Genomic DNA, 21,919 nt, shown 5'->3' on the forward strand with positions numbered 1-21,919 from the left:
CGGCGGTGCCCGGGGGCGGTACGTTCTCGGTCGTGCCCCCACCCATGAAGATCCTCCGGCGCTCCCCCCTGGTCGCCGCCGCCGTCCTGACCGCCGTCTCGCCCCTGGCCCTCGCGGTGCCCTCCGCGCAGGCCGCGCCCGGCCCCGAGGCGAGCCCGTCGGCCTCCCCCTCGGCCACTCCCCCGGCGTCCATGTCGGCGGTCGGCGGGGCCCGGCTGGCGCTGCCGGGCACCCAGGTGGAGCTGGCGGGCGGGGCGCCGGTCCTGCCGAAGGACCTCACGGCGCGGTCGTGGATCGTGGCCGACGCCGAGTCGGGCGACGTGCTGGCCGCGCACAACGCGCACTGGCGGCTGGCCCCGGCGAGCACGCTGAAGATGCTGTTCGCGGACACCCTGCTGCCGAAGTGGCCGAGGACCGAGAAGCACCGGGTCACCCCCGAGGAGCTGGCGGACCTCGGCGCGGGCTCCAGCCTGGTCGGGATCAAGGAGAAGGAGACGTACACCGTCGAGGACCTCTGGCGCGGGGTCTTCCTGATGTCCGGCAACGACGCCGTGCACGTCCTGTCCGCGATGAACGGCGGCGTCGCGGACACGGTCGACGAGATGAACGAGCACGCGGCGGAGTTGCAGGCGCTGGACACCGAGGTGGTCAGCCCGGACGGCTACGACGCCCCGGGGCAGGTCTCGTCGGCGTACGACCTCACGCTGTTCGCCCGGTCGGGGATGCAGAAGAAGGACTTCCGCGAGTACGCCTCGACGGTGCGCGCCATGTTCCCGGGCGAGACCAGGAAGGACGCGAAGGGCAAGCCGTACCGCAAGCCCTTCGAGATCCAGAACACCAACCGGCTGCTGCGGGGCGACGGCGACGTCAGGGTGTACCCGGGGATCGCCGGGGTGAAGAACGGCAACACCACCAACGCGGGCGCCACCTTCACCGGGGTCGCGGAGCAGGGCGGCCGGGTGCTGCTGGTGACCGTGATGAACCCGGCGAAGGCTGAGCACAACGAGGTCTACAAGGAGACCGCCCGGCTGTTCGACTGGGGCTTCGCGGCGGCCGGCAAGGTGCGGCCGGTGGGGACGCTGGTGGCGCCGCGGAGCGCCCGTGGCCCGGAGGCGGAGGGGCGGTCCGGCCCCGCTCCGGAGTCAAAGGCGCCGGGAGAGGCCGGCGGCGGGACGGGTGCCGCCGGGGCGGGCCCGGTCGCGGGGGCCGCCGCCGCGGACGGGTCCACCGGGGCCGGGATCGCCGCCGGGATCGCGGGCGGGGCGCTGGTCCTGCTGGTGGGCACGGCGTACCTGGTCAACCGGCGCTGGCCGGTGCCGGACCTGGTGCGCCGCCGGACCCGTCCGTGAGCTCCGCCTCCCTGCTCCCGGTCGCCGTCCAGGCGGCGCAGTAGAGCACCAGCTTCGAGGTGAAGTTGATCCAGAGCAGCAGGGCGACGGGGACGCCGAAGGCGCCGTACATGCTCTTCGCGGCGACGCCCTGCATATAGCCGCTGAGCAGCAGTTTCAGCAGTTCGAAGCCGACGGCGCCGATCAGCGCGGCCACCACCAGGCGGCGCCGTCCGGGGTGGACGCCGGGCAGCAGGGTGAGCACGTAGAGCAGGAGCAGGAAGTCGGCGAGCACGGCGACGGCGAAGGCGGCGACGTAGAGCAGGACGCCGCCGAAGCCGCCCTGGGGGATGCCGAGTTCGCGGGTGATCCAGCCGACCAGGGCGCTGGCGACGGTGGAGATGGCGACGGTGAGCAGCAGGGCGCCGCCGAGGCCGAGGAGGACCCCGGCGTCCTTGCCGCGGCGCAGCAGGGGGTTCTCCTCCTCGTCGGGCTGCTCCCAGACGGCGCGCAGGCAGCCCCGGGCGGAGTCGACCCAGCCGATGCCGGTGAAGAGGAGCAGGGCGGCGGCGATGAGGCCGACGGTGCCCGCGTTGTCGATGAGGCCCTGGATGTCGAGCTGGTCGGAGATGCCGGGCACCTGCTCGGCGATCTTCTCCTGGAGCCGGTCCTGCTGCCCCTTGCCGAGGGTGGCCGCCGCGATGGCGGCGGCGAGGCTGAGCAGGGGGAAGAGCGCGACGAAGCTGGTGAAGGTCATCGCGGCGGCCAGCCGCGTCCACTTCACGCGGTCCAGCCGCTCGTACGACCGCCAGGCGTGGGTGCCGGTCAGCCAGGCCACCCAGGGGCCCACGACGGGGAGTTTTTTCAGCCAGTCCATGATCCGACCCTGCCCCCGTTCGCCCGGTTCCACGTGTCCGTACCGCCGCCGGTACGGAAGACCAGTGTCCGCGTACCCCAGAAACGCAGGAGGGTGGCCAGGGCCATGCCGATTCCGGCGCCGGAGAGGGTGTCGGCGCGCTGCGAGGTGAGGCCGAGCCCGTAGTGGCTGGCGGCCAGGCAGAGCAGTTGCACGACGGCCCCGGCGAGGTTGACGGCGAGGAAGAGGAGGCAGGGGCGCAGCCCGCGGGGGCGGGTGTGCCGGTAGGTGCCGAGGGCGTTGCCCGCGTAGGCGACGGCGCAGCCGGCCAGGAAGGAGAGGGCCTTGGCGGTGAGGGGTCCGGCCCCGGCGGGTCCCCGCAGGAGGGTGAAGAGGCCGAGGTCGGCGGCGTAGGCGAGGAGTCCGGCGCAGGCGAAGCCGGTCAGCTCGCGCCGCCGCCCGGTCACCAGTGGGCCACCGCCAGGGCGTACATGCCGGCCCAGGCCAGGCCGATCAGGGCGAGGGCCCGGTCGCGCAGGACGACGTCCTCGGGCTCGCCCGCGGTGCCCCGGTCGGCGAAGACGGCGTAGCGCAGGACGGCGAGGACGAAGGCGGCCATGGAGAGCTGGCGCCAGGGCAGCAGCCCGGTGTGCGGGCCGCCGCCGTCCTCCATGGCCCACATGCAGTAGCCGAGGACGGCGACACCGGCCGCGAGCTGCCAGACGAAGCGGAGGTAGCCGGTGGTGTACTCGGTGAGCAGGGCGCGGGTGGCGCCGCCCCGGCCGGCCATCTGCACGGCCTCGCTGTAGCGCTTGGCGGCGACCATGAAGAGGGCGCCGAAGCCGGTGGTGATCAGGAACCAGCGGGACAGCGGGATGCCGAGGGCGAGCCCCCCGGCGGCGGCGCGCATCAGGAAGCCGGTGGTGACGACGGCGAGGTCGACGACGAGGACGTGCTTGAGGCTGAGGCAGTAGGCGAGCTGGAGGGCGAGGTAGGCGGTCAGCAGGGCGGCGAGGGCGGGGCCGCAGAGCCGGGCGGCCAGGAGCGGGGCGAGCACGCCGAGGGCGCCGCCGGTGGCGTAGGCGACGGGGACGGGGACCTGCCCGGCGGCGACGGGGCGGTGGCGCTTGACGGGGTGGGCGCGGTCGGCGGCGGCGTCGCGGGCGTCGTTGACGAGGTAGACGGCGGCGGCGCAGGCGGTGAACAGGGCGAAGACGAGGGGGAGCTGGGTCAGGGCGTGCCGGGTGAGGAGCTGTCCGGCGGCGGCCGGGGCGGCGACGACGAGGAGGTTCTTGACCCACTGGCGGGGGCGGGCGGTGCGCAGCAGTCCGCCGGGGAGACCGCCGCGCCGGGGCGGGAGGGGCGGCGGAAGCTGCTCGGGGGCGCGCTGGCGCAGCAGGGCGGCCGTGTCAGGCACGGGTGCCTCCCCGCATCCAGCCGGTGCCGAGGCGGGCGGTGAGGGCGCCCAGGGCGGCGCCCGCGGCCACGTCGGAGGGGTAGTGGACGCCGGCGACCAGCCGGGAGGCGCACACGGCGGCGGCCAGCGGCCAGGCGGCGCGGACGCCGAGGGTGCCGAAGACGACGGCGGCGGCCCCGGCGGAGGTGGCGTGGCAGCTCGGGAAGGAGTGCCGTCCGGCGGTGCGCACCAGGGGGTCCACATGGGCCGGGCGGGGGCGGCGGACGAGGCGTTTGACGCCCATGCCGGCGAGGTGGGCGGCGGCGGTGAGCGCGGTGCCGCGCAGCCAGGCGGTGCGCCGGGGGCGGTCGGCGGCGGCCGCGGCGAGCCCGGCGGTGAGCCAGAGGGCCCCGTGCTCCCCGGCCCGGGACAGGGTGCGCGCGGCGGCGGCGACGCGCGGGTCGGCGCCGTACGCCCGGAGCGCGGAAACGATCCGGTGGTCCAGGTCGGGGTCGTGGGGGTGGTCCAGGTCGTCCATGTGCACTCACTGTTCACCCCTGTGGCCCGGGAAGTCCGGCACACTCGGGCGACATACCATTAATCACCCGTTTCGGGGAGAGACGGGACGTTTCTCAACCAACCCGCCCCGTACGGGCGATACGGTCACCGGCATGTCTGCCGACACCCTTCCCGACGCCGGCCCGCAGGAGCAGTGGGCCGCCGTCAGCGGCTGGGGGCGCACCGCGCCCAGCACCGTCCGGCTGGTCCGCCCGCGGACGTACGAGGAGGCGGCCGAGGCCGTGCGGGGGTGCGGCGCCCGGGGCGGGATCGCCCGGGGGCTGGGGCGGGCGTACGGCGACGCGGCGCAGAACGCGGGCGGCGCGGTGCTGGACATGACGGGGCTGGACCGGGTGCGCGCGATCGACCCGGAGGGCGGCACCGTGCGGTGCGACGCCGGGGTCTCGCTGCACCGGCTGATGGCGCTGCTGCTGCCGCTCGGCTGGTTCGTGCCGGTCACCCCGGGGACCCGCTACGTGACCGTGGGCGGGGCGATCGGCGCCGACATCCACGGCAAGAACCACCACGGCTCGGGCTCCTTCTCCCGGCACGTGCTGTCGCTGGAGCTGCTGACCGCGGACGGCGCGGTGCGCACCGTGCGGCCGGGCACGCCGCTGTTCGACGCCACCGCCGGGGGCATGGGGCTGACCGGGGTGGTCCTCTCCGCGACGGTGCGGCTCCAGCCGGTCGCGACGTCGCTGATGTCGGTCGACACCGAACGCGCCGCCGACCTGGACGACCTGATGGCCCGGCTGACCGCCGCCGACCACCGCTACCGCTACTCGGTCGCCTGGATCGACCTGCTGGCGCGCGGCGCGGCCACCGGGCGGGCGGTCCTCACCCGGGGCGACCACGCCCCGCTGGACGCGCTGCCGGCCCGCGCCCGGCGGGACCCGCTGGCCTTCCGCACCTCCCGGCTGCCCGCCGCCCCCTCCCTGGTCCCGGAGGGGCTGCTGACCCGGACCACGGTGGGCCTGTTCAACGAGGTCTGGTACCGCAGGGCGCCGCGGCACCGCACCGGGCAGCTCCAGCGGATCTCCGCCTTCTTCCATCCGCTGGACGGCCTCCCGCACTGGAACCGGATCTACGGGCGGGGCGGCTTCGTGCAGTACCAGTTCGTGGTGGGGCACGGCCGGGAGGAGGCGCTGCGCCGGATCGTGCGGCGGATCTCGGAGCACCGCTGCCCGTCCTTCCTGGCGGTCCTCAAGCGCTTCGGGCCGGCCGATCCGGGCTGGCTGTCCTTCCCGGTGCCGGGCTGGACCCTCGCCCTGGACCTCCCGGCGGGGCTGCCGGGGCTCGGGGCGTTCCTCGACGGGCTGGACGAGGAGGTGGCCGGGGCCGGGGGCCGGGTCTACCTGGCCAAGGACTCCCGGCTGCGGCCGGAGCTGCTGGCCGCGATGTACCCGCGGCTGGACGCGTTCCGGGCGCTGCGCGCGGAGCTGGACCCGCGCGGGGTGTTCGTCTCCGACCTGTCCCGCCGCCTCGCCCTCTAGCACCGCGGGGCCCCAGGCCCCTCCGGAACCCCAGGAGTTGTCGTGAAGGACGCCTTCGGCCTCCCCCAGTCCGTCCTCGTGCTCGGCGGCACGTCCGAGATCGCGCTGGCCACGGTCCGCCGCCTGGTCGCCCGCCGGACCCGCACCGTGTGGCTGGCGGGGCGCCCCTCCCCCGCGCTGGACGCGGCGGCCGGGGGGCTGCGCGCGCTCGGCGCGGAGGTCCGCGTGGTCGGCTTCGACGCGCTGGACCCCGGCTCCCACGAGGAGGGGCTCGGCAAGGTCTTCGCCGAGGGCGACATCGATCTGGTGCTGATGGCCTTCGGGGTGCTCGGGGACCAGGCGCACGACGAGCGGGAGCCGCTGAAGGCGGTCCGGGTGGCGCAGACCAACTACACGGGGGCGGTCTCGGCGGGCCTGGTCACCGCCCGCGCCCTCCAGGAGCAGGGGCACGGCTCGCTGGTGGTGCTCTCCTCGGTGGCCGGGGAGCGGGCGCGCCGGGCGAACTTCATCTACGGCTCCAGCAAGGCGGGGCTGGACGCCTTCGCGCAGGGCCTCGGGGACGCGCTGTACGGCACGGGGGTGCAGGTCATGGTCGTCCGGCCGGGGTTCGTGCGGTCGCGGATGACGGCGGGGCTGGAGGAGGCGCCGTTCGCGACGACGCCGGAGGCGGTGGCCGCCGCAGTGGAGCTGGGGCTGCGGCGGCGCTCGGAGACGGTGTGGGTGCCGGGGGCGCTGCGCGTGGTGATGTCGGCGGTGCGCCATCTGCCGCGCGCGGCCTTCCGGCGGCTGCCGGTCTGAGCCCGGCGGGCCCTCGCCGCGGGGCGCGGGCCGACGGGTGCGGAACCGCGGGGTGCGGGCTGACGGGTGCGGGCCGACGGGGTGCGTACGGCCCCCGGGTGCGGGTCGCGGGGCGCGGACGGCGGGGTACGTGTCGGCCCGGACGCGTGCCGGTCCCCGGTGCGGCGCGGGAGGGCGCGGACGGGGGTCCCGGGGCCGGTGTCGCACGGCCCCGTCCGCAGGGGGGCGTGGTCCGGTGGGCGTGATCAATGCATCCGGGGCCTGACCGGCCCTTGCCGTCGTCGCCCGTGGGGCGGCCGCGCGGCGTCGGGTGCGTGCTCCCGCGCGCCGGCCCCGGGCCTTCGCCCGGGACGTACCCGGGGCCGGAGCGGCGGGAGTGCGGGCACGGCGTCGTGAGCGGACGGGAGTTGCCGGACGGGCCTCAGCGGGCGGGGACGGAGCCGGACTCGACGCGGCCGGTCTGCGGGGGCACGACGGCGCTGCCGAAGGGGAACTCGCGGAGCTTGCGCCACTGGGCGTCGGCGCCCTGCTCGTAGAGGGCGAACCCGGTGCAGGGCCACTGGGCCTCGTAGTCGGCCAGCTCCTCGTAGGCGCGGTCCATGGCCTCCTCCCCGATCCCGTGGGCCACCGTGACGTGCGGGTGGTAGGGGAACTGCAGCTCGCGCGGGACCGGCCCGGTGGTCTCGCGCACCCGCTGCTGGAGCCAGTTGCAGGCCGCGCCGCCCTCGACGACCTGGACGAAGACCACGGGCGAGAGCGGGCGGAAGGTACCGGTGCCGGAGAGCCGCATCGGGAAGGGCCGCCCGGCGGCGGCCACCTCGGCCAGATGGATCTCGACCGCGGGCACCGCGCCGCCGTCGATCTCCGTCGGCGGCAGCAGGGTGACATGGGTGGGAATACCGTGAGCGGCGGCGTCGCCGAAGCCCGCGCGCAGCTGTTGCAGCCGGCTGCCGTGTGGCTCCGGGACCGCGATCGACACGCCGATCGTTACGGTCCCCACGTCGTCTCCCTGGGTGTGTCGGGTACCGCCCGCCCCTCGGCGCGCGGCGGTGGCCGCCGGTGCGGCCACCCGGATATCGACTGTACGGCCACGGCCCCGCCGCGGGCAGGCGCAACCGGAGTGATGTGCAGCGCTACGGCGCGGTGCCCGGCGCGTGGCCGGGCCCGGCCGGGTGGCGCGCGGTCAGCGCAGGGCGGGCAGCAGTCCGATCCCGTCGTAGGCCCGGGCGAGGGTCTCGGCGGCGACGGCGCGGGCCTTGTCCGCGCCCTTGGCCAGGACCGAGTCCAGCGCCGCCGGGTCGTCCAGGTACTCCTGGGTCCGCTCCCGGAAGGGGGTGACGAAGTCGACGACGATCTCGGCGAGGTCGGTCTTCAGGGCGCCGTAGCCCTTGCCCTCGTAGCGCTGCTCCAGTTCGGGGACCGTGGCGCCGGTGAGAGTGGCGTAGATGGTCAGCAGGTTGCTGACGCCGGGCTTGTGCTCGCGGTCGAAGCGGATCACGGTGTCGGTGTCGGTGACCGCGCTGCGTACCTTCTTGGCGGTGGTCCTCCCCTCGTCGAGGAGGTTGATCAGACCCTTCGGGGTGGCCGCCGACTTGCTCATCTTGGCGGTCGGGTCCTGGAGGTCGTAGATCTTCGCCGTCTCCTTGAGGATGTAGGGGCTCGGCATGGTGAAGGTGTCGCCGTAGGTCTGGTTGAAGCGGTCCGCGAGGTCGCGGGTCAGTTCGAGGTGCTGGCGCTGGTCCTCGCCGACGGGGACCTGGTCGGCCTGGTAGAGCAGGATGTCCGCGACCATCAGCATCGGGTAGGTGAACAGGCCGACGGTGGTGCGGTCGCTGCCCTGCTTGACCGACTTGTCCTTGAACTGCGTCATCCGGGAGGCCTCACCGAAGCCGGTGATGCAGTTCATCAGCCAGCCGAGCTGGGCGTGCTCGGGCACGTGGCTCTGGACGAACAGCGTGCAGCGGTCCGGGTCGAGTCCGGCCGCGAGGAGCTGGGCGGCGGCGATCCGGGTGTTCTGCCGCAGCTCCTTCGGGTCCTGCGGCACCGTGATCGCGTGCAGGTCGACCACCATGTAGAACGCGTCGTGGGTGTTCTGCAGGTCGACCCACTGGCGGACGGCACCGAGGTAGTTGCCGAGGTGGAACGAGCCGGACGTCGGCTGGATACCGGAGAGCACGCGCGGGCGGTGCGCGGCGGAGCCGTCCCCCTCGGGGCGGGGGTGGCTGGCGGACGGGCGTTCAGAGGCCATGGGCCCCATTCTCGCAGGCTCCGGAGGGCGGTCGGGCACGGGTTCGGCCCGGGGCGGCGCCGGAGGGTTCCCGGGCCGGTGGCGAGGGGTTCCGGCCGGTGGCCCGGGGTGCGCCGGGGCCGGGGACCGGGTGGCGCCGGGGCCGGGGACCGGGTGGCGCCGGGGCCGGGGGCCGGGTGGCGCCGGGGCCGGGGGCCGGGTGGCGCCGGGGCCGGGGAGCCGCCGGAGACGGCCGCGCGGCGCCCCGGCCGGTGCCGGGACGCCGCGCGGGGAGCACCGCCGGGTGCTCGCGGGCCGGGATCAGCCCAGGTCGATGCCGGGGTAGAGCGGGAAGCCGGCGACGAGGTCGGTGGCGCGCCGGGAGATCTCGTCCGCGATCTTGGCGTCGAGGACGTGGGCCGCCTTGGACGGGGCGCCGGACTTGGTGGTGCCGGCCTCGGCGGCGGTCAGGACGCGGTCGATCAGCCCGGCCACCTCGTCCATCTCGGCGGTGCCGAGACCGCGGGTGGTCAGCGCGGGGGTGCCGACGCGGATGCCCGAGGTGTACCAGGCGCCGTTGGGGTCGGCGGGGATGGAGTTGCGGTTGGTGACGATGCCCGCGTCGAGCAGGGCGGCCTCGGCCTGGCGGCCGGTGACGCCGTAGGAGGTGGCGACGTCGATGAGGTTGAGGTGGTTGTCGCTGCCGCCGGTGACGAGGGTGGCGCCGCGGCGCGTCAGCCCCTCGGCGAGCGCGCGGGAGTTGTCGACGACGCGCTGGGCGTAGTCCCGGAAGGCGGGCTGCCGGGCCTCGGCGAGGGCGACGGCCTTGGCGGCCATCACGTGCGGCAGGGGGCCGCCGAGGACCATCGGGCAGCCGCGGTCGACCTGGTCCTTGAGGGAGTCGTCGCACAGCACCATGCCGCCGCGCGGGCCGCGCAGGGACTTGTGGGTGGTGGTGGTGACGATCGGGGCGTGCGGGACCGGGTCGAAGTCGCCGGTGAGGACCTTGCCCGCGACCAGCCCGGCGAAGTGCGCCATGTCCACCATGAGGGTGGCGCCGACCTCGTCCGCGATCTCGCGCATGATCCGGAAGTTGACCAGGCGCGGGTAGGCGGAGTACCCGGCGACGAGGATCAGCGGCTTGAACTCGCGGGCCTGGGCGCGCAGCGCCTCGTAGTCGATCAGGCCGGTGGCGGGGTCGGTGCCGTAGGAGCGCTGGTCGAACATCTTGCCCGAGATGTTCGGGCGGAAGCCGTGGGTGAGGTGGCCGCCCGCGTCCAGGGACATGCCGAGCATCCGCTGGTTGCCGAAGGCGGCGCGCAGTTCGGCCCAGTCGGCGTCGGTGAGGTCGTTGATCTGGCGGGCGCCGGTCTTCCGCAGGAAGGGGACCTCGACCCGGTCGGCGAGCACGGCCCAGAAGGCGACGAGGTTGGCGTCGATGCCGGAGTGCGGCTGGACGTAGGCGTGCCGGGCGCCGAAGAGTTCGCGGGCGTGCTCCGCGGCGAGGGACTCCACGGTGTCGACGTTGCGGCAGCCGGCGTAGAAGCGGCGGCCGACGGTGCCCTCGGCGTACTTGTCGCTCAGCCAGTTGCCCATGGTGAGCAGGGTGGCCGGGGAGGCGTAGTTCTCGGAGGCGATCAGCTTGAGCATCTCGCGCTGGTCGGCCACCTCCTGGCCGATGGCGTCCGCGACGCGGGGCTCGACGGAGCGGATGACGTCGAGGGCGGCGCGGTAGGCGATGGACTCGGGGGTGAGCGGCTGCTCGGACATGGGACCTCCGGACGTGGCGTACGGCGTTCACGGGTCGGCCCAGGCGCACGGCACAGTGCCGGTCCCCGGCGTACGGGGACGGGGGCCGCTTCCCGATGGTTGGTCCCATCCTTGCGCGCCAGTCACGGCCCGGCGCCCACCCTAGCGGGTGGCGGGCGGGCTCCGGGGCGGGTGTCCACGTGGCGGAAGGCGCCCGTGCCCCGCCCGGGGCGCCGGGATTCACGGGGCGGACCGGGACGGTCGGGCGCGCCCGGAGTGGCGGGTGACCCGGGCGGCCGGGCCGTGGCGCGGCGGGAACGGCGCGGGCCCCCGCGGGGCGGGGCGGTGCCCGGCGGGGCGGGGCGGTGCCCGGCGGGGACGGCGCGGTGCCCGGCGGGGACGGCGCGGGGCGTACTCCGGAGGGGGCGGACTCCCTCGGGCGGAGGCGGGGCGTACTCCGGCGGACGCCGGACGCCGGAGGAGGCGGACGCCGTCGGTGGGCGGACCCGGTCGGGCGGGGTCGGGTGGCCCCGGTGGCCCCGGAGGCCCCGGGCCAAGAGGACCCGGAGGCCCCGGAGGACCGGGTCGGCCCCTCAGAGGATCACATGGGGCAGGAAGCGGGCGTACTCGTCGGTGACCAGGCCGGACGACTCCCGGATGCCGAGGCCGGCCGCCTCGTCCTCCACCGTCCAGGCGCCCAGCACCACCCGGTTTCCGTCGAAGTCGGGCAGCGGGGCGAGGGCCTGGTAGCAGCAGGGCTCGTCGCGCGGGGCGGGGTCGGAGCCGGGCTCGTGGACGGTGATCCCGGCGCCCTCCCGGCCGAGGAGCGGCTTGGCGACCCAGCCGGGGCCGTCCGCCAGTTCCCCGGGGCCGTCGAGGCGGGCGGGCAGCAGATGCGGGTGGCCGGGGTACAGCTCCCAGAGGACGGCCAGCAGGGCCTTGTTGCTGAGCAGCATCTTCCAGGCCGGCTCGATCCAGAGGGTGGAGCCGGTGCCGCCGCCGTTGTCGAGGGTGTCCAGGACGTGTCCGGCGAAGCGGTCGGTGGTGAGCCACTCCCAGGGGTAGAGCTTGAAGACGCTGCGGATGAAGCGGAGCCGGTTGTCGACGAAGCGTCCGGAGAGCGCGTCCCAGCCGATCTCCTCCATGGAGATCCAGTCGGTGTCCAGCCCGGCCTGCTCGGCGGTCTCCTTGAGGTAGGCGACGGTCATCAGGTCCTCGCCCGCCTCGTCCGCACCGGAGTGGGCGAAGTAGAGGGGACCGGGCGGGAGGAGGGCGGCCTGCCGCGCCCACGCCCCCACCAGGCGCTCGTGGAGCGAGTTCCACTGGTCGGCGCCGGGGAAGCGGTCCTCCATCCAGAACCACTGCGGGGAGGCCGCCTCCACCAGCGAGGTCGGGGTGTCGGCGTTGTACTCCAGGAGCTTGGCCGGGCCCGTGCCGTCGTAGCGCAGGTCGAAGCGGCCGTAGACGGACGGGAGTTCGTCCCGGCGGTGCCACGCCTCGGTGACCGCGGCGGCGACCCGGGGGTCGGTGATGCCGAGGTCGGGGAGGCGTCCGGCGGACACGATGTGGCCGGCCGCCTCCAGGCACATGCGGTGCAGTTCCCCGACGGTCTCCTCCAGCGCCTCGATCTCGTCCAGCGAGAAGACGTAGTGGGCGCTCTCGTCCCAGTAGGGGCGCAGGGAGTCGTCGGGGTGGCGGGTGAGCGGGTAGACGAGCCCCTGCTCCTCGACGGTCCGCTGCCAGTCGGGGCGGGGCGTGACGGTGCGGCGTTCCACGGCGGCTCAGCCCCCGCCGCTGCCGGAGCCGGAGCAGCCGAAACCGCCCCGGTCGACGGCCCGGGAGCGGCTGAAGGTGCCGTTGTCGGCCCAGCCGGCCGTGACATCGCTGTCGTAGTACCAGTCGCCGTCCACGGCGCGCGAGCCCCTGCCGGTGCCCTTGGCGTACGAACCGCCGCCCCGGTGGCCGGCCTTGGAGCCCCCGGAGGAGCCGGACTCGCAGTACCGGTCGGCGACGACGCGGTAACCCTGGAGGTAGGTGTAGCTGTCCCGGTCCACGCACCGCCGGTCGGGATCGGAGCCGCAGGCGCTCAGCGCCGCCGCCAGCACCCCCATGCCACCGAGCACGACCGTGCTCGACCTCAGCCTCCGTCGGCCGTCCGCCATGTCCCCGTCCCCCGTATTCCCTGCGCTGTCACGACAGTTGAGCCGAACGAGTGTACGTCCGGTGCCGCGCGGGGCCCGGGGAGGGGCGGAGTCGCCGCCCGGCCGGGGCCGCTCCCCCGGGGTCCTGTCCGGATCGTGCCCGCGCCCCGGGGCGCGGCGGCTCCGCGCGCGGCGCCGACCCGGCCCCGGCGGCCCCGGCGGCCCCGGCGGCCTCCGGCGGTATCCGGTGGGCAGGCCCTAGGGTCGGATCATGACGACAACCGACAGCACACCCGCGGGGGCGTACGCGCCCGCGGTGCCCGTCCGGCTGGAGTGGGACAAGCACGCCCCGGACGTGTTCCGGGCGATGGTCCGGCTGGACACCGCGGCCCGGCAGGGCCTGGACCCGGCGCTGCACCTGCTGGTGCAGATCCGCGCCTCGCAGCTCAACCACTGCGCCTTCTGCCTGGACATGCACAGCAAGGACGCGCTCGCGGCGGGGGAGAGCCCGGAGCGGATCATCCAGCTCGGCGCGTGGGAGGAGTCGCGCCACTTCTACACCGAGCGCGAGCTGGCGGCGCTGGAACTGACGGACGCGGTGACGGTCCTGACGGACGGCTTCGTGCCGGACGCCGTGTACGCGAAGGCGGCGGCGGTGTTCGAGGAGGCGGAGCTGGCGCGGCTGATCTCCGCCATCGCGGTGATCAACGCCTGGAACCGCTTCGGGGTGGCCTGCCGCAAGACCCCCGGCCACCACAGTCCGGGGCGGCAGGGATGACCGCCCGGACCACGCACCTGGAGGCCGGTGTCCGCTCGGCGCTCCGGAGGATGGGCGAGGCGGCCAGGAAGGGGCTGGGCGACGCCGGGCTCGCGGAGCTGGTGCAGATCCGCGCCTCGCAGCTCAACCACTGCGCCTTCTGCCTGGACATGCACCTGGGGATCGCCCGCAAGCAGGGCGTGAGCGAGCGGCAGCTCGATCTGCTCGCCGCCTGGGAGGAGTCCGGCGAGGTCTTCGACGCGCGGGAGCGGGCGGCGCTGGCGCTCACCGAGGCGGTGACCCTGCTGACGGACGGCTTCGTGCCGGACGCGGTGCACGCCGAGGCCGCCCGGCACTTCGACGCCGGGGAGCTGTCCCATCTGCTGGCGCTGATCAGCGTCATCAACACCTGGAACCGGCTGATGGTCGCCCGGCGGATCCCTCCGGGGAGCACCGAGTGGTGAGCGGGGCGGCCCGTCCCGACGGGGCGGAGGCGCCCGGCGGGGCCGAGCGGCGGGGCGGGGCGGCGCGGTTCCGGGCGCTGCACCACGGCCGGGCGCCGGGCGACCCGCTGGTGCTGCCGGGCCCGTGGGACGCGGCGAGCGCCCGGGCCTTCGAGGAGGCGGGGTTCCCGGCCCTGGCGACGCCGAGCGCGGGCGTCGCGGCGTCCCTCGGGTACGAGGACGGGAGCACCCCGGCCGGCGAGATGTTCGCGGCGGTCGCCCGGATCACCCGGGCGGTGGACGTGCCGGTCTCGGCGGACGTGGAGGCCGGGTACGGGCTCGCCCCGGCGGAGCTGGTGGACCGGCTGCTGGAGGCGGGCGCCGTGGGCTGCAACCTGGAGGACTCCGTGGGCGGGGTACTGCTGGAGCCGGGCGAGCAGGCGGACCGGCTGGCCGCGGTGCGGGAGGCGGCCGGCGACCGGCTGTTCCTCAACGCCCGCGTCGACACCTTCCTGCTGGGCGTCGCCGATCCCGACGCGGCCCTGGAGCGGGCGGCGGCGTACGTGGCGGCGGGCGCGGACTGCGTCTACCCGCTGGGCGCCCCGCCCTCGGCGCTGCCGGTGCTGCGGGCCGGGATCGAGGGACCCCTCAACATGGCCGCGATGCCGGACGGCCCGTCCCCGGCGGAGCTGGGCGGCCTGGGCGCCACCCGGATCACCTTCGGCCCGGGGCTCCAGCGCCGCGCGCAGGAGGCCGTGCGCGCCATGGCGGCGGAACTCGCCGCGGCGCGGCCCGGTTCCTAGGGTCTTTCGTTTGGATCAGGCCGGACCCCGCGAGCCCGGCATGATCCAAACGAGAGGCCCCGGGGACCGGGCCGCCACGGGTACGGGCCCCGTCCCGCCGGCGCGTGGAGGCCGGCGGGACGGGGCCCGTGGTGCGGTGCGGGTCCGCGGGGATCAGATGAGGCCGAGGGCGCGGACGGCCTCGCGCTCCTCGGACAGCTCCTGCACGGAGGCGTCGATGCGGGTGCGGGAGAACTCGTTGATCTCCAGGCCCTGGACGATCTCGTAGCGGCCGTCCTCGGTGGTGACCGGGAAGGAGGAGATGATGCCCTCCGGCACGCCGTAGGAGCCGTCCGACGGGATGCCCATGGAGGTCCAGTCGCCCTCGGCGGTGCCGTTGACCCAGGTGTGGACGTGGTCGATGGCGGCGTTGGCGGCGGAGGCGGCCGACGAGGCGCCGCGGGCCTCGATGATGGCGGCGCCGCGCTTGGCGACGGTCGGGATGAAGTCCTCGGCCAGCCACTTCTCGTCGTTGACGACCTCGGCCGCGTTCTTGCCGCCGACCGTGGCGTGGAAGATGTCGGGGTACTGGGTGGCGGAGTGGTTGCCCCAGATGGTGAGGCGCTTGATGTCCGCGACCGTGGTGCCGGTCTTCTTGGCGAGCTGGGTCAGCGCGCGGTTGTGGTCCAGGCGGGTCATCGCGGTGAAGCGCTCGGCCGGGACGTCCGGGGCGGCGGCCTGGGCGATCAGGGCGTTGGTGTTGGCCGGGTTGCCGACGACGAGGACCTTGATGTCGTCCGCGGCGTGGTCGTTGATGGCCTTGCCCTGCGGCTTGAAGATGCCGCCGTTGGCCTCCAGCAGGTCGCCGCGCTCCATGCCCTTGGTGCGGGGGCGGGCGCCGACGAGGAGGGCGACGTTGGCGCCGTCGAAGGCGACGTTCGGGTCGTCGCTGATGTCGATGCCCTGGAGGAGCGGGAACGCGCAGTCGTCCAGCTCCATCGCGGTGCCCTCGGCGGCCTTGAGCGCCGGGGTGATCTCCAGCAGCCGCAGCCTGACCGGCACGTCCGCGCCGAGCAGCTGGCCGGAGGCGATGCGGAAGAGCAGGGCGTAACCGATCTGGCCGGCCGCGCCGGTGACGGTGACGTTCACGGGAGTGCGGGTCATGGCGTTCTCCGTATACAGCTGGCGGTGGGGCGTCCCGCCCCGGGCGTTTGATCGATCTCTTGACGCCAAGAGATCGATCAGCCGCCAGGCTATCGCGCATCCGGCCCCCCGGGGCTGCCAGGGTCCCTGTGGCCCGCCCCACAACGGCCCCGTGCCGCCTGTTCGGCGCAGGAGTCCGCGGTTCGCGGACGGAAACGGGACGGGAGGCCCCGCCGGGGCGCCGGAAGGGGCCGGTGAACGGACACGGCACCGGGGGGCGTGGGCGCCGGGGGAACGAAGAGGCGGCCGCCTGTCCGGGAGAGGGGGACGGAGGCGGCCGCCGTTCGGGGGTGCCGTTGCCGGACTCCCGTGGGGGGTACTCTCCGCGTGCCCACCGGGCCCCGTGGTATACCCGTCCCGCCCCAGATTTTCTTTCACCCGGGCTCCGGCCACGGGTTTTCGGCCCCCCGAGGTTCGGGCCCCCGGGATTCCGGAGGCCGGGGTGGCGGGAGCCATGGCTCCGGAGGCCGGCTCCGGAGGCCGGGAGGCTCCGCCACCAGCGGGACGGTTCCGTGTCCCGCCGGACCGGCAGGTGGACCGCGCGGGACGCGGAGCCGGGCGGCGCGGGCCGGTGGCGTGGCGCCGCCCGGTCGCGCCGCCCCGGCGCTAGCGCGTGCAGCCCTCCTGGCCCGCGGCCAGCGTCACGCAGGCCCGCGCGTCGGCCGCGTCGCGCACCGCCACCATCGGGGTGTACGCCGAGGTCGAGCCGGCCGCCACGACGGGGCTGCTCTGGGGGGCGCCGCCCGCGCTGATGCGGACCTGGTCGCCCGCTCCCGCCTGGGTGACACGGGCCCAGGCCGTGCCGCAGGTGCTGCTGTAGCGGACCTCGACGGCGGCGGCGCCGACGGTGGTGCTGGCCGCGGTGGTGACGAGTTCGCCGCCGCAGCCCATGGCCTCGGGGTCCTTGCCGGTGCAGACGTCGCCGCCGCACTTCACGCCGGGCGGCAGCGCGGCCGTGGTCGCGGCGGTCGGCGAGGGGGACGGCTCGGCCTCGACGGCGGGCTTCTTCCGGTCGCCCCCGTTCAGGACGAAGACGGCGCCCGCGATCACCACCAGCACGCCGACGAGCCCGACGATCAGCGTCGTGGGCGTCAGCCGTCCGCCCGGGGCGGGGCGGCCACGGCCCGGCGAGGGCGGCGGGCCCCCGGCCGGGCCGCCGTTCCCGGCGGCGGGCGGCGCGCCCTCGGGGCGGGCCCGGTGGACGGGGCCGGTGGGCGAGGGCCCCCGGTAGCCGGCCATCCCCCAGGAGTTGCCCTCGGTGGGGCCGCCGGGGGCGCCGAAGCCCTGCGCGCCGAAGTGGGCGTCGGGGCTGTCGGCGGCGGTCGGCTGGGCCGGGACCACCGGCGCGGCGGCACCGGGCCCGGGCGCCCCGCGCGCGGCGCGGTGGGCCGGGCCGCCCCGGGCGGCCCCGCCGCCGGAGGCGGCACCGGCGGCGCCCGGCTCGCCGAGCGCGGCGCGCGCCTGGGATATCCGGATGGCCTCGATGGTCATGTCGTGGCGCATCTCGGAGCGGCTCCAGGCGCGCTCGGCCAGTTCCCACATGGTGGTCAGATGGACGGGGTGGGTCCCGGTCACCTCGGCGAGCGCCACGATGGCGCCCTTGGGCGCGAGCAGGCGGCCGTTGAGATAACGCTCCCAGGACGTCTTGCTGTAGCCGGTCGCGTCGGCCAGCGAGGCGATGCTCAGACCGCCGCGGTCCACGAGTCGGCGCAGTTGGCTGACGAACTCGGCGATCTGCGGATCGAGTCCGTCCGGCAAGGCCTTCCAACGAGGCATTGCTTCCCCTTCTCCCCCGGTGACGTGTTCTCCCCCGGTGACGTGCTGTGGTGGCTCCCCGTCGTCCCCCGCACCCCGCACCCCCCGCGTCCCGCGCGGGCGCCCGTGCGCGCGGGACCGTGCCGGGTCCTCGTCCCGGCTGCCCTCAGGGATGCGCCCGGCCGCGGTCCCGGTTCCCGGGGGGCGGTTCGCACGGGTGCGCGGGGGCGGTGGCGTGCACCGTGGCACACCCGCCGGTCCCGGGTCCAGTGTCCCATCGGAGCCGCCGCGGCCGGAACGGAACCCCCGGACCCGCGGGGGGCCCGCCGTCGTTTCCCGGTCTCATCCCGTCCCTCCGGAGTCCGTGGCGGAACGGTCACTTCCGTGCCACAGCGGCCGGTCCGACATTGAACCGGGGCCATGACGTGCAGGAATGTTGATCTCGCCGCAGGCCCGTCCCCGCACGGGGGTGGGGGACGGGCCGCGGTGTCACCGGCTGACGGTGAAGTGCAGGGTGTCCTTGAGGAACGGCAGTTCGAGCAGGGGCTCCGGCTGGGCCATCAGCGCCAGCACGACGATCACGCCGCCCAGGGTGCCGTAGGTCATGATGTCGGTGAAGCGGGAGCGGACCGCGAGCATGCCGACGTCCCTCAGCAGCCACCGCAGCGCCCCGCCGAGCAGCAGGGCGGCGCCGGTCAGCACCAGCCCCCAGCGGAAGACATCGAGCGCGGTGATCAGCAGGCCGATTCCGGCCAGGCCGATGACCAGCAGCACGGGCCACTGCCGCGCGGGCGCGGGGGCGTCGCCGGGGGCGGCCCGGCCACCGCCCTCGGGGCGGGCGGTGTCCCGGGTGAAGAGGGGGAAGCGGCGGCTGACGCGACGCGCCACACCGTCGGGGCCGGGGGCGCTGAGGGCGGCCGGGACGGTCGGCTCGTCGTCGGGCGCGCCGCCCGCGTCCGGCGCGGCGCCGGTCCCGCGCCCGCCCGCGCCCGCGTCCCCGCCGGTGTTCCCCCTCGCCTCAGGCGGCACTGCGTTCCGCCGCCTCGACCACGTTGACCAGCAGCTGGGCCCGGGTCATGGGGCCGACGCCGCCGGGGTTCGGGGAGATCCACGCGGCCACTTCGGCCACGTCGGGGTGCACGTCCCCGACGATCCTGCCCTCGGCGTTGCGCGAGACGCCCACGTCGAGGACGGCGGCGCCCGGCTTGACGTCCTCGGCGCGGATCAGGTGCGGGGACCCGGCGGCGGCCACGATGATGTCGGCGCCCCGGAGGTGGGCGGACAGGTCGCGGGTGCCGGTGTGGCACTGGGTGACGGTGGCGTTCTCGCTGCGGCGGGTGAGCAGCAGCGGCATCGGGCGGCCGATGGTGACCCCGCGCCCGACGACCACGACCTCGGCGCCCTTGATCTCGACGCCGTAGCGGCGCAGCAGGGTCAGGATGCCGTTGGGGGTGCAGGGCAGGGGGGCGGGCTCGTTGAGGACGAGGCGGCCCAGGTTCATCGGGTGGAGGCCGTCGGCGTCCTTGTCCGGGTCCATCAGTTCGAGGATGCGGTTCTCGTCGATGCCCCTGGGCAGCGGGAGCTGGACGATGTAGCCGGTGCAGGCCGGGTCCTCGTTCAGCTCGCGGACGACCGCCTCGATCTCCTCCTGCGTCGCCGTGGCCGGCAGTTCGCGCTGGATGGAGGCGATGCCCACCTGGGCGCAGTCGCGGTGCTTCCCGGCGACGTACTTCTGGCTGCCGGGGTCCTCCCCGACGAGGATGGTGCCGAGGCCGGGCGTGACGCCCCTCTCCTTGAGCGCCGCCACGCGGGCGGCCAGTTCGGACTTGATCGCGGCTGCGGTGGCCTTGCCATCGAGAATCTGGGCGGTCATGCCCCCATCCTCGCGGATGACCTGCCCGTGGTTCCAATCCGGTCGCGGCCCGGCCCCGGGTCCGGCGCGCGGCGGGGGGCGCGGGGGCGGGGTCCGGCGCCGGAATATGCGCGATTGATCACCGATGTTGCACTTGCACAACACCTCGCGAATGTGGCTGGACAAGCCGCACGACCGTCCAGAACGATGTGGTCACAGTGCCGCGGGCAGTACCGGGGGGACGGACCGCAACCATTCTGTAGGAATCTCCTCCGCACCGTGCCCGCGCGTCCCCGCACAGACGCACGACCGGAGGAAGGACCGCCATGAGTTTCGGCGACCCGAACAACCCCTACGGGCCCCCGCCCGGCCAGCCGCCCGCCCAGCCCCCCGGCCAGCCCGGTTACGGCTACCCGCAGCAGCCCCCCGCGCCCCAGCAGGGCTACCCGGGCTATCCGCAGCAGCCGGGCTACCCCGGCTTCCCCGGCGGGAACCAGATGCTCCCGATGACGATGCCGGGCCTGCTGATGACGGCGCGGGTCTTCCTGTTCCTCATCGCGGCCGTGCAGATCATCATCGGCTTCATCTGGCTCTACGTGGCCACCATCGCGAGCGACATCTCGGACGCGGCGGACAGCGTGAGCACCTCGTCCGACGACCCGTTCAGCGCGCTCAGCGACGGCGGCGACCTCGCGGCCGGGGTGCTCATCATCATCGCCCTGGTCGTCTTCGGGTTCGCCACCCTGTCCATCCTGCTCGGCGTCAAGTTCAGCCGCGGCGGCCAGGGCATACGCATCACGACCGTCGTGTACGGCGCGCTGGGCGGCGTGGTCGGCCTCATCGCCCTGTTCGGCGCCCTCGACAGCGGCCTGGCCAGCGCGATCATCTTCCCGCTGATCTGGGTGGTCTTCGCGGTGATCATCACCATCGCCCCGGTGGTCCCCAGCGGCACGGCGTGGTTCGCCCGCCCCCGCTACTGAGCCACCGCACCACTCCAAGGGCCGTGTCCCACCCACCGGGTAGGGCACGGCCCTGGCGTTGGCTCACCCCGCGGTCACCCTGCCGGGAGCGAGGCGAGGAAGTGCGTCCAGGCGTACGCGGGCACCAGCAGCACGGCCCCGCCGGGGTCCTTGGAATCACGGACCGGCACGAGACCGGGGACGCCGTCGGCGACCTCTACGCAGTCGGCCCCGTCGCCGTTGCTGTAACTGCTCTTGCGCCAAGTGGCGTTTTCGAAGTACGCAGTACGGCTGTTCACCCTGACCTGCACTCCTTCAGCATGGGGATGAAGGCTTCCCAGGGACCAAGAGAGAAAACCAGGAAGGCTCCTCGCCGGGCCTTCGAGTCACGGACCAAGGCCGCATTGAGGCCGTGGGCGATCTCCACACAGTCCCCACCGGTCCCATTGCTGTAACTGCTCTTGCGCCAGGTGAGGCAACCCCGGCCCCCAGCTCCGCCGTTCAGCACGGCGCTACCCCTTGAGCGCCGCGACGAAGGGCACCCAGGCAGCCGCCGGGAAGACCACGACGGCACCTTCGGGGGCCTTGGAGTCACGGACCGGAACGAGACCGGGGAACCCTTCGGCCACCTCGACGCAGTCGCCGCCGTCCATGTTGCTGTAGCTGCTCTTGTGCCACGTCACGAAATCCAGGTCATTCTCGCTTTTCTGCTTCATACCTATATGTCCTCGCTAGTTCTTCCATCAAGGCAAGGGACTCTGCGGGCGGCAGTGCAACGGCCCTCAGCAGATCGTACTTCCGGCGGAACCCGGCGACTTGAGCCGGATAGTCAATGAGTTGACCTGTGTGGTCACCCTCTGCGTACACCGTCGGCGGGGCATCGGCAAAGGTCATGATCTTGACTACGCCGTAGTCGAGCGGCGTCCAGGGACTTGTTTCCGGAACCACCTGGATAATGCTCCGGGTGGAACGGACCAAGTCGAGGATGTGCTCTACCTGTTCGGCCATGACCGACGGCGAAAGCGGCGTTCGCCGGAGGACCGACTCGTTCAGGATGCCCCAGTACGAGGGCCGGACCGGAAGGGTCCACAGTTCCGCGCGTGCCAGCCGCGCACGGACACGCTCCTCGCACTTCTCCGGAGACGCCTCCGGGTCCGCGTACTGAATACGCCCCCGAAAGTAGTCACCGGTCTGCAAAAGACCAGGCACACTCATGGGCGCCCATTCCTCCAGGGTTTGCGCCCGCTTCTCCATGTCCGGCACGTCGGCGTAGTACCAAGCGTGCCCGGTCTGCCGGGCCTTCGCCGCGTCGTCGCAGCGGCGTTCGAAGAAGCCGTCCGTGTCCAGCCGCAGGTCGACGTGGCGGGCCAGGTCGACCGGCATGCGCCGCTCCCCGCGTTCGATCTGGCTCAGGAACGAGATGCCCCGGTAGCTGCCCTCGATCAACTGCTCCAGCGTCAGGCCGGCCGCCTCCCGCTTGTAGCGCAACTCCGCGCCGTAGAAGCTGGGGACGCTCGCCGACGCGTCGGGGTCCTTCCGTGCGGGCACAACCGATCACCACCGTTTACCACTTGCCGTGCGCAACCCGAAGGTCTTCCACCGTACGCGCCGTGACGCCACTC

At 74.6% G+C, this 21,919-nt stretch carries 24 protein-coding genes; 7 read left to right on the forward strand and 17 right to left on the reverse strand.

Annotated features, from left to right (window positions below; genetic code table 11):
• The first annotated feature begins 32 nt into the window (after positions 1 to 32).
• Positions 33 to 1,349 carry a D-alanyl-D-alanine carboxypeptidase family protein gene (locus ACZ7LB_RS12090; RefSeq protein ID WP_471467418.1) on the forward strand — a complete coding sequence of 439 codons (1,317 nt, stop codon included), beginning with the start codon at positions 33 to 35 and terminating at the stop codon, positions 1,347 to 1,349.
• On the opposite strand, the gene ACZ7LB_RS12095 is transcribed toward ACZ7LB_RS12090, so the two are convergent.
• The 4 genes from ACZ7LB_RS12095 to ACZ7LB_RS12110 are packed head-to-tail and all read right to left on the reverse strand — an operon-like array spanning position 1,297 to position 4,118.
• Positions 1,297 to 2,205 (reverse strand): YihY/virulence factor BrkB family protein, encoded by a 909-nt coding sequence (locus ACZ7LB_RS12095; protein ID WP_471467420.1) that lies wholly within the window; start codon positions 2,203 to 2,205, stop codon positions 1,297 to 1,299. The genes ACZ7LB_RS12090 and ACZ7LB_RS12095 overlap by 53 nt on opposite strands.
• On the reverse strand, positions 2,193 to 2,651 hold the full coding sequence (locus tag ACZ7LB_RS12100) for a GtrA family protein (RefSeq protein WP_471467422.1): 459 nt from the start codon (positions 2,649 to 2,651) through the stop codon (positions 2,193 to 2,195). The genes ACZ7LB_RS12095 and ACZ7LB_RS12100 overlap by 13 nt, the downstream gene beginning before the upstream one ends.
• On the reverse strand, positions 2,648 to 3,601 hold the full coding sequence (locus ACZ7LB_RS12105; protein WP_471467423.1) for a decaprenyl-phosphate phosphoribosyltransferase: 954 nt from the start codon (positions 3,599 to 3,601) through the stop codon (positions 2,648 to 2,650). Before ACZ7LB_RS12105 ends, ACZ7LB_RS12100 begins: the two co-directional genes overlap by 4 nt.
• The gene (locus ACZ7LB_RS12110; RefSeq protein WP_471467425.1) at positions 3,594 to 4,118 is read right to left on the reverse strand and encodes a phosphatase PAP2 family protein; all 525 of its coding nucleotides are present in this window, start codon (positions 4,116 to 4,118) and stop codon (positions 3,594 to 3,596) included. Before ACZ7LB_RS12110 ends, ACZ7LB_RS12105 begins: the two co-directional genes overlap by 8 nt.
• Before the next feature lie 133 nt (positions 4,119 to 4,251).
• Here ACZ7LB_RS12110 and ACZ7LB_RS12115 point away from each other — a divergent pair, with 133 nt between their 5' ends.
• Positions 4,252 to 5,631 (forward strand): FAD-binding oxidoreductase, encoded by a 1,380-nt coding sequence (locus ACZ7LB_RS12115; RefSeq protein WP_471467427.1) that lies wholly within the window; start codon positions 4,252 to 4,254, stop codon positions 5,629 to 5,631.
• Positions 5,632 to 5,673: 42 nt separating this feature from the next.
• Positions 5,674 to 6,429 (forward strand): decaprenylphospho-beta-D-erythro-pentofuranosid-2-ulose 2-reductase, encoded by a 756-nt coding sequence (locus ACZ7LB_RS12120; protein WP_471467429.1) that lies wholly within the window; start codon positions 5,674 to 5,676, stop codon positions 6,427 to 6,429.
• A gap of 421 nt (positions 6,430 to 6,850) precedes the next feature.
• On the opposite strand, the gene ACZ7LB_RS12125 is transcribed toward ACZ7LB_RS12120, so the two are convergent.
• From ACZ7LB_RS12125 to ACZ7LB_RS12145, 5 genes are all read right to left on the reverse strand, one after another.
• Complete coding sequence (locus tag ACZ7LB_RS12125; RefSeq protein ID WP_471467431.1) at positions 6,851 to 7,429, reverse strand: 2'-5' RNA ligase family protein; 579 nt, start codon at positions 7,427 to 7,429, stop codon at positions 6,851 to 6,853.
• Positions 7,430 to 7,612: 183 nt separating this feature from the next.
• Positions 7,613 to 8,677 carry a tryptophan--tRNA ligase gene (gene trpS, locus ACZ7LB_RS12130; RefSeq protein ID WP_471467433.1) on the reverse strand — a complete coding sequence of 355 codons (1,065 nt, stop codon included), beginning with the start codon at positions 8,675 to 8,677 and terminating at the stop codon, positions 7,613 to 7,615.
• Between the two features lie 300 nt (positions 8,678 to 8,977).
• The gene (locus ACZ7LB_RS12135) at positions 8,978 to 10,426 is read right to left on the reverse strand and encodes a glycine hydroxymethyltransferase (RefSeq protein WP_471467435.1); all 1,449 of its coding nucleotides are present in this window, start codon (positions 10,424 to 10,426) and stop codon (positions 8,978 to 8,980) included.
• 572 nt (positions 10,427 to 10,998) lie between these two features.
• Positions 10,999 to 12,180, reverse strand: a complete 1,182-nt coding sequence (locus tag ACZ7LB_RS12140) for a glutathionylspermidine synthase family protein (protein ID WP_471467437.1) — start codon at positions 12,178 to 12,180, stop codon at positions 10,999 to 11,001.
• 6 nt (positions 12,181 to 12,186) lie between these two features.
• Positions 12,187 to 12,567, reverse strand: a complete 381-nt coding sequence (locus ACZ7LB_RS12145) for a hypothetical protein (RefSeq protein ID WP_471467439.1) — start codon at positions 12,565 to 12,567, stop codon at positions 12,187 to 12,189.
• A gap of 250 nt (positions 12,568 to 12,817) precedes the next feature.
• On the opposite strand from ACZ7LB_RS12145, the gene ACZ7LB_RS12150 reads away from it, so the two are divergent.
• The 3 genes from ACZ7LB_RS12150 (at position 12,818) to ACZ7LB_RS12160 (ending at position 14,549) form a co-directional block, all read left to right on the forward strand.
• A complete protein-coding gene (locus ACZ7LB_RS12150) occupies positions 12,818 to 13,324 on the forward strand; it encodes a carboxymuconolactone decarboxylase family protein (protein WP_471467441.1) in 507 nt (168 codons plus the stop codon).
• Positions 13,321 to 13,767, forward strand: a complete 447-nt coding sequence (locus ACZ7LB_RS12155) for a carboxymuconolactone decarboxylase family protein (protein WP_471467443.1) — start codon at positions 13,321 to 13,323, stop codon at positions 13,765 to 13,767. The genes ACZ7LB_RS12150 and ACZ7LB_RS12155 overlap by 4 nt, the downstream gene beginning before the upstream one ends.
• Positions 13,768 to 13,844: 77 nt before the next feature.
• The gene (locus tag ACZ7LB_RS12160; RefSeq protein ID WP_471467625.1) at positions 13,845 to 14,549 is read left to right on the forward strand and encodes an isocitrate lyase/PEP mutase family protein; all 705 of its coding nucleotides are present in this window, start codon (positions 13,845 to 13,847) and stop codon (positions 14,547 to 14,549) included.
• A gap of 153 nt (positions 14,550 to 14,702) precedes the next feature.
• Here the strand turns inward: ACZ7LB_RS12160 and ACZ7LB_RS12165 are convergent, their stop codons facing one another.
• The 4 genes from ACZ7LB_RS12165 to ACZ7LB_RS12180 form a co-directional block, all read right to left on the reverse strand.
• Positions 14,703 to 15,692 carry a malate dehydrogenase gene (locus tag ACZ7LB_RS12165; RefSeq protein WP_471467445.1) on the reverse strand — a complete coding sequence of 330 codons (990 nt, stop codon included), beginning with the start codon at positions 15,690 to 15,692 and terminating at the stop codon, positions 14,703 to 14,705.
• A 645-nt stretch (positions 15,693 to 16,337) separates the two neighbouring features.
• Positions 16,338 to 17,507: a helix-turn-helix domain-containing protein gene (locus tag ACZ7LB_RS12170; protein ID WP_471467447.1), complete on the reverse strand. Its 1,170-nt coding sequence runs from the start codon at positions 17,505 to 17,507 to the stop codon at positions 16,338 to 16,340.
• A gap of 468 nt (positions 17,508 to 17,975) precedes the next feature.
• Positions 17,976 to 18,515 carry a DUF3017 domain-containing protein gene (locus ACZ7LB_RS12175; protein WP_471467449.1) on the reverse strand — a complete coding sequence of 180 codons (540 nt, stop codon included), beginning with the start codon at positions 18,513 to 18,515 and terminating at the stop codon, positions 17,976 to 17,978.
• Positions 18,505 to 19,359 carry a bifunctional methylenetetrahydrofolate dehydrogenase/methenyltetrahydrofolate cyclohydrolase gene (locus ACZ7LB_RS12180; RefSeq protein ID WP_471467451.1) on the reverse strand — a complete coding sequence of 285 codons (855 nt, stop codon included), beginning with the start codon at positions 19,357 to 19,359 and terminating at the stop codon, positions 18,505 to 18,507. Before ACZ7LB_RS12180 ends, ACZ7LB_RS12175 begins: the two co-directional genes overlap by 11 nt.
• Before the next feature lie 305 nt (positions 19,360 to 19,664).
• On the opposite strand from ACZ7LB_RS12180, the gene ACZ7LB_RS12185 reads away from it, so the two are divergent.
• Positions 19,665 to 20,318 (forward strand): hypothetical protein, encoded by a 654-nt coding sequence (locus ACZ7LB_RS12185; protein WP_365205100.1) that lies wholly within the window; start codon positions 19,665 to 19,667, stop codon positions 20,316 to 20,318.
• A 74-nt stretch (positions 20,319 to 20,392) separates the two neighbouring features.
• Here the strand turns inward: ACZ7LB_RS12185 and ACZ7LB_RS12190 are convergent, their stop codons facing one another.
• Genes ACZ7LB_RS12190 through ACZ7LB_RS12205 form a run of 4 tightly spaced genes read right to left on the reverse strand, consistent with a single transcriptional unit; the run spans position 20,393 to position 21,845 of the window.
• Positions 20,393 to 20,596: a DUF397 domain-containing protein gene (locus ACZ7LB_RS12190; RefSeq protein ID WP_471467453.1), complete on the reverse strand. Its 204-nt coding sequence runs from the start codon at positions 20,594 to 20,596 to the stop codon at positions 20,393 to 20,395.
• Positions 20,593 to 20,892: a DUF397 domain-containing protein gene (locus tag ACZ7LB_RS12195; RefSeq protein ID WP_471467454.1), complete on the reverse strand. Its 300-nt coding sequence runs from the start codon at positions 20,890 to 20,892 to the stop codon at positions 20,593 to 20,595. Before ACZ7LB_RS12195 ends, ACZ7LB_RS12190 begins: the two co-directional genes overlap by 4 nt.
• Entirely contained in the window at positions 20,810 to 21,013 is a 204-nt protein-coding gene (locus ACZ7LB_RS12200) for a DUF397 domain-containing protein (protein WP_471467456.1), read from the reverse strand. Before ACZ7LB_RS12200 ends, ACZ7LB_RS12195 begins: the two co-directional genes overlap by 83 nt.
• Positions 20,991 to 21,845, reverse strand: a complete 855-nt coding sequence (locus ACZ7LB_RS12205) for a helix-turn-helix domain-containing protein (RefSeq protein ID WP_471467458.1) — start codon at positions 21,843 to 21,845, stop codon at positions 20,991 to 20,993. The genes ACZ7LB_RS12200 and ACZ7LB_RS12205 overlap by 23 nt, the downstream gene beginning before the upstream one ends.
• Between the last annotated feature and the right edge of the window lie 74 nt (positions 21,846 to 21,919).

The organism is Streptomyces sp. NPDC107521 (genome assembly GCF_055598485.1).

Excerpts from the sequence above, each read along its gene's own strand:
- ACZ7LB_RS12095 (WP_471467420.1), bottom strand. The coding sequence starts at position 2,205 with ATGGACTGGCTGAAAAAACTCCCCGTCGTGGGCCCCTGGGTGGCCTGG.
- ACZ7LB_RS12110 (WP_471467425.1), bottom strand. The coding sequence starts at position 4,118 with ATGGACGACCTGGACCACCCCCACGACCCCGACCTGGACCACCGGATC.
- ACZ7LB_RS12115 (WP_471467427.1), top strand. The coding sequence starts at position 4,252 with ATGTCTGCCGACACCCTTCCCGACGCCGGCCCGCAGGAGCAGTGGGCC.
- trpS (WP_471467433.1), bottom strand. The coding sequence starts at position 8,677 with ATGGCCTCTGAACGCCCGTCCGCCAGCCACCCCCGCCCCGAGGGGGAC.
- ACZ7LB_RS12135 (WP_471467435.1), bottom strand. The coding sequence starts at position 10,426 with ATGTCCGAGCAGCCGCTCACCCCCGAGTCCATCGCCTACCGCGCCGCC.
- ACZ7LB_RS12145 (WP_471467439.1), bottom strand. The coding sequence starts at position 12,567 with ATGGCGGACGGCCGACGGAGGCTGAGGTCGAGCACGGTCGTGCTCGGT.
- ACZ7LB_RS12150 (WP_471467441.1), top strand. The coding sequence starts at position 12,818 with ATGACGACAACCGACAGCACACCCGCGGGGGCGTACGCGCCCGCGGTG.
- ACZ7LB_RS12155 (WP_471467443.1), top strand. The coding sequence starts at position 13,321 with ATGACCGCCCGGACCACGCACCTGGAGGCCGGTGTCCGCTCGGCGCTC.
- ACZ7LB_RS12165 (WP_471467445.1), bottom strand. The coding sequence starts at position 15,692 with ATGACCCGCACTCCCGTGAACGTCACCGTCACCGGCGCGGCCGGCCAG.
- ACZ7LB_RS12170 (WP_471467447.1), bottom strand. The coding sequence starts at position 17,507 with ATGCCTCGTTGGAAGGCCTTGCCGGACGGACTCGATCCGCAGATCGCC.
- ACZ7LB_RS12180 (WP_471467451.1), bottom strand. The coding sequence starts at position 19,359 with ATGACCGCCCAGATTCTCGATGGCAAGGCCACCGCAGCCGCGATCAAG.
- ACZ7LB_RS12185 (WP_365205100.1), top strand. The coding sequence starts at position 19,665 with ATGAGTTTCGGCGACCCGAACAACCCCTACGGGCCCCCGCCCGGCCAG.
- ACZ7LB_RS12200 (WP_471467456.1), bottom strand. The coding sequence starts at position 21,013 with ATGAAGCAGAAAAGCGAGAATGACCTGGATTTCGTGACGTGGCACAAG.